At 73.4% G+C, this 12,261-nt stretch carries 10 protein-coding genes; 4 read left to right on the top strand and 6 right to left on the bottom strand.

The genetic code is table 11. The annotated features are described in order from the left end of the window. Positions 1-64 precede the first annotated feature (64 nt). On the top strand, positions 65-469 hold the full coding sequence (locus ACFQS1_RS28060) for a helix-turn-helix domain-containing protein (protein WP_378974000.1): 405 nt from the start codon (positions 65-67) through the stop codon (positions 467-469). Here the strand turns inward: ACFQS1_RS28060 and ACFQS1_RS28055 are convergent. Together ACFQS1_RS28055 and ACFQS1_RS28050 are read right to left on the bottom strand one after the other, a co-directional pair. Then, positions 420-1,517, bottom strand: coding sequence for an MAB_1171c family putative transporter (locus tag ACFQS1_RS28055; protein WP_378973998.1), 1,098 nt, complete (start codon positions 1,515-1,517; stop codon positions 420-422). The two genes, ACFQS1_RS28060 and ACFQS1_RS28055, sit on opposite strands and share 50 nt — an antisense overlap. After that, positions 1,514-1,981 carry a hypothetical protein gene (locus ACFQS1_RS28050; protein WP_378973995.1) on the bottom strand — a complete coding sequence of 156 codons (468 nt, stop codon included), beginning with the start codon at positions 1,979-1,981 and terminating at the stop codon, positions 1,514-1,516. Before ACFQS1_RS28050 ends, ACFQS1_RS28055 begins: the two co-directional genes overlap by 4 nt. Before the next feature lie 188 nt (positions 1,982-2,169). Between ACFQS1_RS28050 and ppdK the strand changes: the two genes are divergently transcribed. Beyond that, on the top strand, positions 2,170-4,851 hold the full coding sequence (gene ppdK / locus ACFQS1_RS28045; RefSeq protein ID WP_378973992.1) for a pyruvate, phosphate dikinase: 2,682 nt from the start codon (positions 2,170-2,172) through the stop codon (positions 4,849-4,851). Positions 4,852-4,969: 118 nt separating this feature from the next. Beyond that, a complete protein-coding gene (locus ACFQS1_RS28040) occupies positions 4,970-5,377 on the top strand; it encodes a VOC family protein (RefSeq protein WP_378973990.1) in 408 nt (135 codons plus the stop codon). Positions 5,378-5,507: 130 nt separating this feature from the next. Here the strand turns inward: ACFQS1_RS28040 and ACFQS1_RS28035 are convergent, their stop codons facing one another. Both ACFQS1_RS28035 and ACFQS1_RS28030 read right to left on the bottom strand, forming a co-directional pair. After that, positions 5,508-5,873 carry a YybH family protein gene (locus tag ACFQS1_RS28035; RefSeq protein ID WP_378973988.1) on the bottom strand — a complete coding sequence of 122 codons (366 nt, stop codon included), beginning with the start codon at positions 5,871-5,873 and terminating at the stop codon, positions 5,508-5,510. A 312-nt stretch (positions 5,874-6,185) separates the two neighbouring features. Next, a complete protein-coding gene (locus tag ACFQS1_RS28030) occupies positions 6,186-6,842 on the bottom strand; it encodes an HAD family hydrolase (protein ID WP_378973985.1) in 657 nt (218 codons plus the stop codon). A gap of 65 nt (positions 6,843-6,907) precedes the next feature. Here ACFQS1_RS28030 and ACFQS1_RS28025 point away from each other — a divergent pair, with 65 nt between their 5' ends. Further along, the gene (locus ACFQS1_RS28025) at positions 6,908-8,149 is read left to right on the top strand and encodes an ROK family protein (RefSeq protein WP_378973983.1); all 1,242 of its coding nucleotides are present in this window, start codon (positions 6,908-6,910) and stop codon (positions 8,147-8,149) included. On the opposite strand, the gene recQ is transcribed toward ACFQS1_RS28025, so the two are convergent. Further along, positions 8,140-10,317, bottom strand: a complete 2,178-nt coding sequence (recQ, locus tag ACFQS1_RS28020) for a DNA helicase RecQ (protein WP_378973981.1) — start codon at positions 10,315-10,317, stop codon at positions 8,140-8,142. The genes ACFQS1_RS28025 and recQ overlap by 10 nt on opposite strands. Next, positions 10,314-12,239, bottom strand: a complete 1,926-nt coding sequence (locus ACFQS1_RS28015) for a SpoIIE family protein phosphatase (protein ID WP_378973978.1) — start codon at positions 12,237-12,239, stop codon at positions 10,314-10,316. The genes recQ and ACFQS1_RS28015 overlap by 4 nt, the downstream gene beginning before the upstream one ends. Positions 12,240-12,261 lie beyond the last annotated feature (22 nt).

The following is a 12,261-nucleotide window of genomic DNA, read 5'->3' as shown; positions in this document are numbered from 1 at the left end:
CGGCAAGCGTCCCTGCTCATGGGCGTCCGAGCGCCGAGATAGGGCACCGGGAGGGAGGGGCGTGATGGGCGCCTTCTCCATCGCGGAAAAGCTCGACCGGTTGTTCCGCCAGGTCCGCGCCCCGGGCCAGGCGGAGCCGAGCCACATGACGGTCGCCGAGGCGATCCGCCGCGAGCAGGGTGTGCCGATCTCGCACACCTACATCTGGCAGCTGCGCACCGGCCGCCGCGACAACCCGACGGTCCAGCACCTGACCGCGCTGGCGACCTATTTCGGCGTGCCGGTCTCGTATTTCCTCGACGACGAGCAGACCGCCCGGGTCGACGCCCAGCTCGAGCTGCTCCGGACCATTCGCGACGCCGGCGTCACCGAGATCGCGTTGCGCGCGGCCGACGTCTCGCCGCGCGGCCGCGAGACGATCAGCGAGCTGATCCGGAAGGTCTGGGAGTCGGAGCAGCGCGAGCCGTGAACCCGCCCTTGCGGTAGGCGCGGCTCACCCGGCTCAGCCAGGCCACCTCGTCGGACATCTCCGGGCCGATCTCGGCGAACCCGCGATGGTCCGCGGCCGGCGCCACACCGGCGGCGCGACGCCGCAGCGCCTCGGCGATGGCCGCGGCTTCCGCCTCCGGCGTCTCATGCTCCACCCCCGGGAGGTACGGCCGGAGCGCCAGCATCCCGTCCCGGATCTCGATGACCCGCCGGTAGAGCCGCAGGTGCACATCGTCCACGCCGGCCATCTCGATCACCGCCCGCCGCGGCGTGAACAGGATGACCTCGGGGAACGCGTCCCGCATGGCCGTCCACAGCGGCCGCAGCACCAGCAGGTCGCGGTACGTGCCGAGGACCGAGCGCGCCCGCCGCCCGGCCGGCACCAGGGCCCCGGCCACCGCCAGCAGCGTGCCCGCGCCCTGCAGCAGCCGCCCGCCCGGAGCCACTTCCGGAAAGTCGATCGGCACGCCGGCGCCGTGCAGCACGATCAGGACGGTCTTGGCCGCCGCGTAGACCGCGATCATCGCGGCGCCGACCGCGATCGTGCGCAGCCCGAGCCGGGGCAGGCCGGCCGGCGCGTCCCGGGCCACCGACCAGAACAGCAGCGTCGTGCTGACCAGCACCGCGCCGAGAAAGCCCTCGAGCACCACCCAGTAGGCGACCGTCGCCGCCGAGAGGTCGCCGCTGAGCCGGGCCGGGCTGGTGTCGATCCCACCCGCGACGACGTCCAGGGTGAGCAGCGCGACCAGCACCGCCGAGGTGAGCGCGACCGGCCAGCGCCGGCCGCCGGTGCCGGTCAGCAGCGCCAGGAAGCGCAGCAGCAGGAACGCGGTGAGCGCGCCGAGCAGGTGCGGCAGGATCGGCCAGCCGGCCGCCCGCGCGACCGGCGGGAACGTCGCGGTCTCGGTCAGCGTCCCGGCGCACAGCGTCGCCCACATCGCTTGCTGCCGCCGGTCGCGCCAGAGCGTCGGCAGCCGCGCGACCGTGGCGCCCCACAGGAGCGCCAGCAGCGCGACGTCCGGGCTCACTCGACGAAGCCGAAGGCGCCGGCCACCCGGCCGATCGTGCCCGGCGGGGGCGCCGCACGGCCGCGGATCAGCGAGGCCACCATCTCGGCCTCGCGCTCCTGCTCGCACGTGTAGCTGACCCGGCCCAGCACCTGGCTGACCGTCGCCGCGTCGAGGTCGGGGAACAGCCGGGCGAGCGCGCCCGCGGAGCCGGTGTGACCGCAGAGGATGTGCGCGAGCTCGTGCAGCACGATGTGCTCGGCGTGCAGCGGCGACGTGCCGGGATCGTAGAAGACGTGGTCGGCCTGGCCGGTCGCGATCCACATGCCGCAGGGCGCCTCGGCGGACAGGCCGGGAATCGGGCGGCGGATCAGCGGCCGGCCACGGCTCGCGGCGACCTCGGCGCAGAACGCGTCGAGGTCGAACGGCCGGGGGACCCTGATGCCCCGCAGGCGCCGCTCGCTCCGCCACCGCAGACCTTTCACGCCGAAAGGCTACCCGCAGGTCCGGGTGCACGGAACTGCGCGAAGAGAGCGCTTCCCGAACACGGAGCTGCGAGGGCCTGTGGAAAACCCCACGGATCGGTTAACTATTCGGTCAAGGTCTGCTTAGCCTTACGAATCTCGGGGCAGAAACCATTTCGGCCGCGGAATCGAAACCGGAGGTGGTCGGCATGGAGAAGTACGTCTACGACTTCGCCGAGGGCAACAAGGACATGAAGGACCTGCTCGGCGGCAAAGGCGCCAACCTGGCCGAGATGACGAACCTCGGCCTGCCCGTGCCGGCCGGCTTCACCATCACCACCGAGGCGTGCCAGCGCTACCTGGCCCGGGGCACGCACGTCGAGGGCCTCGGCGACGAGATCGACCAGCATCTCGCGGCGCTCGAGCGGGCGATGGGCCGCAAGCTCGGCGACCCGGCCGACCCGCTGCTGGTGTCGGTACGCTCCGGGGCCAAGTTCTCCATGCCCGGCATGATGGAGACCGTCCTCAACGTCGGCCTCAACGACGACTCGGTGGCCGGGCTGTCCCGGCAGGCCGGCGGCAACGACCGCTTCGCGTGGGACTCCTACCGCCGGCTCATCCAGATGTTCGGCAAGACCGTGTGCGACGTGCCCGGCGAGGAGTTCGAGGAAGCGCTGCACCAGGCGAAGGTGGCCAAGGGCGTCAAGGACGACGTGCAGCTCGACGCGGACGACCTGCGGGCGCTCGTGTCGGCGTACAAGAAGGTCTTCGCCAAGCATGTCGGCCACGACTTCCCGCAGGACCCGCGCCATCAGCTCGATCTGGCGATCGAGGCGGTGTTCCGCTCGTGGAACGCCGACCGCGCCGTGCTCTACCGCCGGCAGGAGCGCATCCCGGCCGATCTGGGCACCGCCGTCAACGTGGTGGCGATGGTCTTCGGCAACCTCGGGCCGGACTCCGGCACCGGCGTCGCGTTCACCCGCGACCCGGCGACCGGCGAGAGCGGCATCTACGGCGACTACCTGCAGAACGCGCAGGGCGAGGACGTGGTGGCCGGCATCCGCAACACGCTCCCGCTGGCCGACCTCGAGAAGATCGACAAGAAGTCGTACGACGAGCTGCTGCGGATCATGGCAACCCTCGAGGGGCACTACCACGACCTGTGCGACATCGAGTTCACCATCGAGCGCGGCAAGCTGTGGATGCTGCAGACCCGGGTCGGCAAGCGCACCGCGGCGGCCGCCTTCACCATCGCCGCCCAGCTCGTCGAGGAGGGCGTGATCGATCTCGACGAGGCGGTCACCCGGGTCTCCGGCGCGCAGCTGGCCCAGCTGATGTTCCCCCGCTTCGACCTCTCCGCCGACCCGGCGCCGCTCACCCGCGGCGTGGGCGCGTCGCCGGGCGCGGCCTTCGGCGAGGTGGTCTTCACGTCGGCCGCGGCGGTCGCGCGGGCCGGCGAAGGCAAGAACGTCATTCTGGTACGCCGGGAGACGAACCCCGACGACCTGCCCGGCATGATCGCGGCGCAGGGCATCCTCACCTCCCGCGGCGGCAAGACGTCGCACGCCGCCGTGGTCGCCCGGGGCATGGGCAAGACCTGCGTCTGCGGCGCTGACGACATCGAGGTGGGGCGCGACCGGTTCACCGTCCGCGGCCAGGTGGTCCACGAGGGCGACGTGATCTCGGTCGACGGCACGACCGGGCGCGTCTACCTCGGCGAGGTGCCGGTGCGGCCGTCCGAGGTGGTGCAGTACTTCGAGGGCGACCTCGACCCGGCGCTGGCCAACGAACCGCTCGTGTCCGCCGTACACATGCTCATGACCCACGCGGATGAAAAGGCCCGGCTGAAGGTTCGCACCAACGCCGACACCGGCGCCGACGCCGCGCGTGCGCGGCGGTTCGGCGCGCACGGCATCGGCCTCTGCCGCACCGAGCACATGTTCCTCGGCGACCGCCGGGAGCTGGTCGAGCGGCTGATCCTGGCGCGCACCGAGGCCGAGCGCAACGACGCGCTCAGCGCCCTGCAGCCGCTGCAGCGGGCCGACTTCCTGGACATCTTCCGCGAGATGAACGGCCTGCCGGTCACCGTGCGGCTGATCGACCCGCCGCTGCACGAGTTCCTGCCGTCGCTGGAGGATCTGGCGGTGCAGGTGGCGGTGGCCAAGGCGCGCGGCGAGGACTCCCCGCGCGACGAGCGGATGCTGGCCGCGGTGCGGCGCATGCACGAGCAGAACCCGATGCTGGGCCTGCGCGGCGTGCGTCTGGGCCTGGTGATCCCGGGGCTGTTCGGCATGCAGGTGCGGGCCATCGCGGAGGCCGCGGTCGCGCTGGCCGCCGAGGGCGGCCGCCCGCGACCGGAGATCATGGTGCCGCTGGTCGGCGCCGTTCAGGAGCTGGAGACGGTACGCGCGGAGGCCGAGAAGATCATCGCCGAGGTGGTCGGCGACTCCGGGGTGGAGGTGCTGATCGGCACGATGATCGAGGTGCCCCGGGCGGCGCTGACCGCCGGGCAGATCGCCGAGGCGGCCGAGTTCTTCTCCTTCGGCACCAACGACCTGACCCAGATGGGCTGGGGCTTCTCCCGCGACGACGTGGAGGGCGCGTTCTTCTGGCGGTACCTGGAGCTGGGCATCTTCGGCATCAGCCCGTTCGAGTCGATCGACCGCGACGGCGTCGGCCGGCTGGTCCGGATCGCCGCCGAGGAGGGCCGCGCCGCCCGCCCCGGCCTGAAGCTGGGCGTCTGCGGCGAGCACGGCGGCGACCCGGAGTCGGTGCATTTCTTCCACGAGGTGGGGCTGGACTACGTGTCCTGCTCGCCGTTCCGGGTGCCGGTGGCCCGCCTGGAGGCCGGCCGCGCCGCGATCGAGTCCACGGGTTCCGACCACCGCTGAGCCGGTGCTGGGCCTGTGCTGGAGCCCTCCGGGGGAAGTCTCCTCCGGAGGGCTCAATTTTGCGGTGGGGAGGTCTAACGTCGCCGGTGACAGCTCATACCAGCCAAAGGAGCCTGTGATGGCGTCTCAGCTCAACCCCTACCTGACCTTCGACGGCAACGCCCGCGAGGCCATGGAGTTCTACCGGTCCGTCTTCGGCGGCGACCTGAAAATCAACACCTTCGGCGAGTTCGGCAACCCCGACCCGTCCGCGAAAGACCTGGTCATGCACGCCAACCTGGACACCCCGCGGGGCTACCGCCTGATGGCCTCCGACACCGCGCCCGGCATGACCCTGACTCCCGGCAACAACGTCACCTGCAGCCTCAGCGGCGACCCCGGCGAGGGCCTCGAGGAGGTCTGGGAAAAGCTGGCGGAGGGCGGCGAGGTCCACGTCCCGTTCGAGAAGCAGATGTGGGGCGACACGTTCGGCCAGTGCAAGGACAGGTACGGCATCCAGTGGATGGTCGACGTCGCCGGTTCCTGACGCACTACGCGGTCCCGGCAGCGGCGCCCTCGCCGCGCGGTAATCCGCGGCCCGGTCTTCTGCGGCCGGGGTTCCGCCGCGCGGTCTGCTGCCGCGCGGCCTCCTGCGCCGGGCCTCCTGCGGCCGGGTGTCAGGGGAGCGGCGTGTTCTGGTCGTGCAGGAGGAGCCAGCCGCCGGCGTCGCGAGCGAAGGTGAGGCTCAAAAGGTAGCGCGTCGTGTAGGGCTCGCCGCGCTGGTCGCGGTCGGCGTAGTCGACGGTGAAGACGGCCACGGCGGTGTCGCCGGCGATCGCGGTGTGCGCGGGGGCCAGGCGCCAGCTCCAGTCCGGGTCGCCGAACCACTCGCGGTGGAAGTCGGCGATCGCCGCGCGCCCCTGCAGCAGGCGGCCGTTCGGCATGATCAGGGCGGCGCCGTCGCGGACCGTGTCCAGGTAGGCCGCCAGGTCGCGGGCCTCGATCGCGGCCAGGTGCCCGGCCAGGGCTTCGGTGAAATCCACGGGCCCAGCATGTCGGCGGGTCGCCGGCGCCGCACCGCATTTACGCCGCCACCGGCAGCGCTCCGGGTTCGAGGCCGGTCCCGTGGCCGGGCGGCGGCCGGCCCGTGGGTGCCCGCGCTTTGCTCTGCTTCCTGGCGGGAAGCGCTGGGCTCTGCTTCCTGGCGGGAAGCGCCGGGCTCTGCTTCCTGGCGGGAAGCACGGGGCTTTGCTTCCTGGCGGGAAGCAGAGCAAAGCGCCGGAAGCATCGACGTCAGCTCGCGCGGCTGGCTGTCAGAGGTGGGCGGCTGGCTGTCAGCAGGGGGCGGCGGGATGTCAGAGGTGGGCGGCCAGCTCCGAGAGGTCGGCGACCACGTGCGTGGCGGCCGCGCCGTCCGCGGCCGGACGCCCGTGCCGGTTCACCCACACCGAGCGGATGCCGGCCGCGTTGGCGCCCGCCACGTCGGCCCGCAGCGAGTCGCCCACGTGCATGACGTCGGCGGCGTCGAGGCCGAGCGCGGCGAGGCCGTGCCCGAACATGGCGGCGTGCGGCTTGTAGGCGCCGACCCGCTCGCTGCACACCACGGCGTCGAAGCGCAGCCCATGGTGGGCGATGGCGGCCGACAGCACCGCGTGGTCGGCGTCGGAGACCACGCAGATGGGCACCGTGACCCGCGACAGGAAGTCCCGCGTGCCCGGGCGCAGCGGCAGCACCTGCCCGCTGAACTGGCCGGCGCCGTACTCGGCCGGATCGCCCGGGCAGCCGTGCGCGGCCATGACGGTGGCCAGGCTGCGGACGGCGCAGTCGCGCAGGTTCCGGAACGGCGTTCCGGCCGCCACGGCCGCGTACTCCCGTTCCCAGTCGGCCAGCACGTCGGTGGCGGCCGGGCGGGCCGGCGAGCCGGCGGCGACCCGCTCGGCGATGGCCAGCATGGTGGCGTCGTCGTCCTCGACGACCGTGCCGTAGAAGTCCAGCAGCAGCCCTTTGATCATGCGTCAATTCTCGCCGGTCGATGACGAGCGAAGTCCGGGGGCGACCGGTTAGGTTGGTGGGCGGGATGTACCGGCACCGATCTAGCCTGGGGGACCTGCTTCACCACATCCATGTGAGCGGGCCGCTGTCGCGTGCCGCGCTCGCCGAGCGGATGGGCGTCAACCGCAGCACGATCCTCGGGTGGACGGCCGAGCTGGTGGCCGCCGGGCTGGTCCGCGAGGAGCATCCGGCCGGCACCACCCGGGCGGGCCGGCCGTCGCTGGTGGTGGTCCCCGAGTCCGAGCGGGTGTGGGTGCTCGCCTTCGACGTGGCGGTGGACCGGCTGGTGGCGGCCCGGGTCGGGCTGGGCGGCCGGATCCTGGACCGGCGCGAGGCGGCCCGGCCCCGCGCCGGCGTCGACCTCGACACGGTGGTGCGCAAGCTGGCGGCGCTCGGGCGGGAGCTGATCGTGCCCGGCTCGCTCTGCGCCGGGGTCGGCGCGTCCTACTGCGGGATGATCCGGCCCGGCGACGGGATGGTCCGGTACGGCCCCGAGATGGGCTGGGTCGACCAGGCCTTCGGCGCCGAGCTGTCCCGGGCGCTCGGCATCGGCCTGCCGGTGGCCGTCGGCAACGAGGCCCACCTGGGCGCGCTGGCCGAGTTCCAGCGCGGCGCCGGCGCCGGCTCCTCCGACCTGATCTACCTGCACGGCGACGTCGGCGTCGGCGGCGGCATCCTGGTCGGCGGCAAGCTGCTGGGCGGCGAGGGCGGGTACGCCTCCGAGGTGGGCCACATGCTCGTCAACCCGGTCGACGGCCGGCCCTGCCTGTGCGGCTCCCGCGGCTGCCTGGAGGCCGAGACGGGGGAGTGCGCGCTGCTCGACGCGGCCGGCCGGGAGCGGGGCGAGTTCGGCCGCGAGGCGGTACGCGCCGTGGTCCGCGACGCCGTGGCGGGCGAGCGCGTCGCCGCGGCGGCGGTCGCCGAGATCGGCGACTGGCTCGGCATCGGCGTCGCCAACCTGATCAACCTCTTCAACCCCGGCGTCGTCATCTTCGGCGGCACGCTGCGCGACGTCTACGCCGCCGCCGAGCCGCAGGTGACCGCCCGCATCGCCCAGCACGCCATGCCGGTCTCGCGCGAGCGGGCCCGGCTGAGCGTCTCCGCGCTGGCCGACGACGCCACCCTGATCGGCGCCGCCGACCTGGGCTTCGCGGCGCTGATGTCCGACCCCCTGGAGGTCCGCGCGGCCGGCCTCACCGCCGCCCTGGCGCCCGCCGGCCATGCGCCCGCCGGCCATGCGCCCGCCGGCCCCGCGGCTCAGCCGTAGGTGCGGTCGTCATAGTCGTCGTAGGGCGGCTCCTCGTCGGGCGGTTCCTCGTCGAAGAAGAACGGCTCGTGCTCCGGCACACGCGGCGAGGGCGCGGCCGCCGGTCGACGCGCGCCGGTCGCCGACCGCGACGTGGCAGCGGACGCCGTCCGCGGTGCGACGGGTGGCTGCGCGCCGCGCGGTGGCGCAGCAGGCGGTGACGCGGCGGGCCGCCCTGACGGCGGCGTGGCGGTGGGCGGTGTGGCGGGCGGTGGCGCGGCGGGCGGTGACGCGGCGGGCCGCCCTGACGGCGGCGTGGCGGTGGGCGGTGTGGCGTCCGGCGCGGCGCCCTCGAGGGTGTCGAGCACCTGCTGACCGAATTTGGCCAGCTTGTTCTGCCCGACGCCGGAGACCGTGCCCAGCTGGGCCAGCGTGGCCGGCCGCAGCGTCGCGATCGCGCGCAGCGTGGCGTCGTGGAAGATGACGTAGGCGGGCACGCCCTGCTCCTTGGCCGTGGCGGCCCGCCAGGCCCGCAGACGCTCGAAGACCGGCGCCGCCTCGGCGGGAAAATCGGGAGCGGACCCCGTGCCGGCCGAGCTGGAGCTGGAGCCGGCAGAACGCGCCCGGGGCGCGCGCGGCGGCTTCGGGGCCTCGCGCCGCATCATCACCTTGGCCTCGCCGCGCAGCACCTCGGCGCTGGCCGGGGTGAGCACCAGCGTGCCGTACTCGCCCTCGACCGCCAGGTAACCGGCCGCCAGCAGCTTGCGCACCACCCCGCGCCACTCCTGCTCGCGCAGGTCGGCGCCGATGCCGAAGACCGACAGCTCGTGGTGGCGGAACTGCCGCACCTTGTCGGTCTGCTTGCCGAGCAGGATGTCGATCGACTGGCCGGCGCCGAACTTCTGCCCGCGCTCGCGCTGCAGCCGCAGCACGGTGGACAGCAGCTTCTGCGCGGGGATCGTGCCGTCCCACGAGGACGGCGGGGTCAGGCAGGTGTCGCAGTTGCCGCAGCTCTCCCCGGCGGCGTCCTGCCCGAAATAGGCCAGCAGCTGGGCGCGCCGGCAGGAGACCGTCTCGCACAGCGCCAGCATCGCGTCGAGGTGCTGGGAGAGGTTGCGGCGGTGGGCGGTGTCCCCGTCCGAGCTCTCGATCATCTTGCGCTGCTGGACGACGTCCTGCAGGCCGTAGGCCAGCCACGCCGTCGACGGCAGCCCGTCGCGGCCGGCCCGGCCGGTCTCCTGGTAGTAGCCCTCGACCGATTTCGGCAGGTCGAGGTGGGCCACGAACCGCACGTCGGGCTTGTCGATGCCCATGCCGAAGGCGATCGTCGCGACCATGACCAGGCCGTCCTCGCGCAGGAACCGGGACTGGTTGGCGGCGCGGGTGCGGCTGTCCAGCCCCGCGTGGTACGGCAGCGCGGGAATCCCCTGCTGGGAAAGGAACTCCGCGGTCTTCTCCACCGAGGCGCGCGACAAGCAGTACACGATGCCGGAGTCGCCCGCGTGCTCGGTGCGCAGCAGGTCGAGCAGCTGCTTGCGGGGCTCGTTCTTTCCCACGATGCGGTACTGGATGTTGGGCCGGTCGAAGCTCGCGGTGAAGTGGCGGGCGCCGGTGAGCCGCAGGCGGGTCGCGATCTCGGCGCGGGTGGCGCTGGTCGCGGTGGCGGTCAGCGCGATGCGCGGCACGTCGGGCCAGCGCTCGTGCAGCATGGACAGGCCGAGGTAGTCGGGGCGGAAGTCGTGGCCCCACTGCGAGACGCAGTGCGCCTCGTCGATCGCGAACAGCGAGATCTTGCCGCGGTCGAGCAGCCGCTGCGTGGCCGGGACGCCGAGGCCCTCGGGCGCCACGTAGAGCAGGTCGAGCTCGCCGTTGACGAACTCGGCCTCGACGATGCGGCGCTCCTCGTAGTCCTGCGAGGAATTCAGGAAGTTGGCCCGGACGCCCAGCGTGCGCAGCGCGTCGACCTGATCCTGCATCAGGGCGATCAGCGGCGACACCACGATGCCGGTGCCCGGGCGGACCAGCGCGGGAATCTGATAGCACAGCGACTTGCCGCCGCCGGTCGGCATCAGCACCAGCGCGTCGCCGCCCCCGATCACGTGGTCGATGATCTCGGCCTGCGCGCCGCGGAACGACGGGTAGCCGAAGACGCGGTTCAGTACCTCGACGGCGGCGGAGTCAGAAGTCACCCCGCGATACTAGAGAGGCCGGCGGGCAGTTCGCCGCTGCCTGTGGACAACGCCGGCTCGCGCGGCAGCCCGACAAGATCGAGGATCACCTGCGCCGGCGTGCCCTCCGCGGCCACCAGCGTGATCGGCGCGCCCTGCTCGAGATGCACCGCGGTCACCTGATGCAGCGCCGACACCCCGGCGCTGGACAGATGCGTCACCGCGGAGAGGTCGGCCCGCAGCGCGATCGTGCCGCCCCGGCTGCGGCGCAGCAGCTCCTTGCGGGCGGATTCGGCGGTCACCGCGTCGACCGGGCCCTCGATGCGGACCCGGGTCTCGCCGCCGCCGGGCTCCTCGACGACGCGGAAGCCGGCCGTCGCGGGCCGGACCGGGGACGCCGGCGGCGCGACGTCGAGCAGCCGGGCCGGCCGGGTCAGCGTGTGCCGCACCCACGCCGTGGTGCCCTCGGCGGACGGCTCGACCTTGAGGCCGTCGACCAGCTGGGCGGCCATGGCCAGGCCGCGGCCGCGCGCCGGCGATACCGTGGGGGTCAGCCAGGCGCCCTGGTCGCGCACCGAGAACCTGGCCTCGCCGGCCGGCGTCAGCCAGCCGCTCACGGCTACCATGCTGCCGGCGTGCTCGATCGAGTTGCTCATCAGCTCGCCCACCGCGTGCTGGATGCGGAAGGTGTCCGGCGGCGCGGCCCCGGCGGCGGCCAGCCACTCGCCGATCGCCTCGCGGGCGCCGCTCAGCGCGGCCGGTTCCGGCGGCAGATCAAGATCAAGATCAACGGCCACGGGTACGCGCCGGGCCGCGAGCAATGTGATGTCGTCGTGGTGACCGGTGGCCCGGACCAGCATCTCGACCGTCTGCACGCAGACCCGCTCGGCCGCGGACAGGCCGGGGTCGGCGAACGCCCGCCCGGCCGCGCAGGAGGCCGCGACCCGGGCGAGCTCGGCCGACCCGGTCGCGTGGGTGCGCCCGGGCCGCTCCAGGACGCCGTCGGAATAGAGCAGCAGCAGCTCGCCAGGGGCCAGGCTGTCCGTACCGATCGGGAACGACCCGCCGGTGGCCAGCGGCGCCCCGCCCGTACCCGGCAGGAAGCGTGTCTGCCCGGAGGGCGACACCACCAGCGGGGCCGGATGGCCCGCCGTGCAGTAGGTCAGCGCGCCCGAGACCGGGTCGAGCGACACCATGCAGACGGTCGTCGCGTGCGCCGCCGCCGACCGCGACGCGAACCGGTCGGCCGCGCTCAGCGCCTCGAGGATCCCGGCGCCGTCGTCGAGCCGGTCGCGCAGCACCGCCCGCAGCTGGCCCATCACCCCGGACGCGGTGACCCCGTGCCCGACCGCGTCGCCGACGATCAGCGCGACCCGCCCGTCCCGCTGCGCCACCGCGTCGAACCAGTCGCCGCCGGCCGCGGTGTCCGCGTCGGCCAGCAGATAGCTCGCCGCCAGCCGCAGGCCCGGCAGCACCGGCAGCCCGGCCGGCAGCAACTCGCGCTGCAGCGAGGTGATGACCTGCAGGCTCTCCTCGTACTTGCGCTGGGCGAGGGCCGCGGCCTGCCGCTCGCGCACGAGCTCGGTCACGTCGAAGCCGACGGCGATCACCCCCCGGACGCCGCCGCCGGGGGCGCGCCAGGGCGTGATCGTGAAGTTCGCATACATCTCTAGAACGGACCCATCCGGCATATCTAGATTTGCCCGCCATTCCTGGCCGGTTACCGGCTCGCCGGTCCGGTACACCTCGTAGTAGGCGTCGACGAACTGCTGCCCGATCAGGTCGCTGATCACGTCGCGGATCGGCACCCCCCGCCAGGGCCGGCCGGGCAGCACCGCCCTGGTCGCCGCGCTGAGGCCGAGCACCCGCAGGTCGGGCCCCTCGCACACGACCAGGATGAACGGCACCTGGTCGAGAGCGGCCAGCAGCGGATCCTCGTCCATCCCCCCATCGTGCCGGAGGGGA

This window comes from Paractinoplanes rhizophilus (assembly GCF_042664765.1).
GTDB lineage: Bacteria > Actinomycetota > Actinomycetes > Mycobacteriales > Micromonosporaceae > Actinoplanes > Actinoplanes rhizophilus.
This window is presented reverse-complemented; position numbering and strand designations above follow the sequence as displayed.

Excerpts from the sequence above, each read along its gene's own strand:
- ACFQS1_RS28015 (WP_378973978.1), bottom strand. The coding sequence starts at position 12,239 with ATGGACGAGGATCCGCTGCTGGCCGCTCTCGACCAGGTGCCGTTCATC.
- ACFQS1_RS28060 (WP_378974000.1), top strand. The coding sequence starts at position 65 with ATGGGCGCCTTCTCCATCGCGGAAAAGCTCGACCGGTTGTTCCGCCAG.
- ACFQS1_RS28030 (WP_378973985.1), bottom strand. The coding sequence starts at position 6,842 with ATGATCAAAGGGCTGCTGCTGGACTTCTACGGCACGGTCGTCGAGGAC.
- ACFQS1_RS28025 (WP_378973983.1), top strand. The coding sequence starts at position 6,908 with ATGTACCGGCACCGATCTAGCCTGGGGGACCTGCTTCACCACATCCAT.
- ACFQS1_RS28040 (WP_378973990.1), top strand. The coding sequence starts at position 4,970 with ATGGCGTCTCAGCTCAACCCCTACCTGACCTTCGACGGCAACGCCCGC.
- ppdK (WP_378973992.1), top strand. The coding sequence starts at position 2,170 with ATGGAGAAGTACGTCTACGACTTCGCCGAGGGCAACAAGGACATGAAG.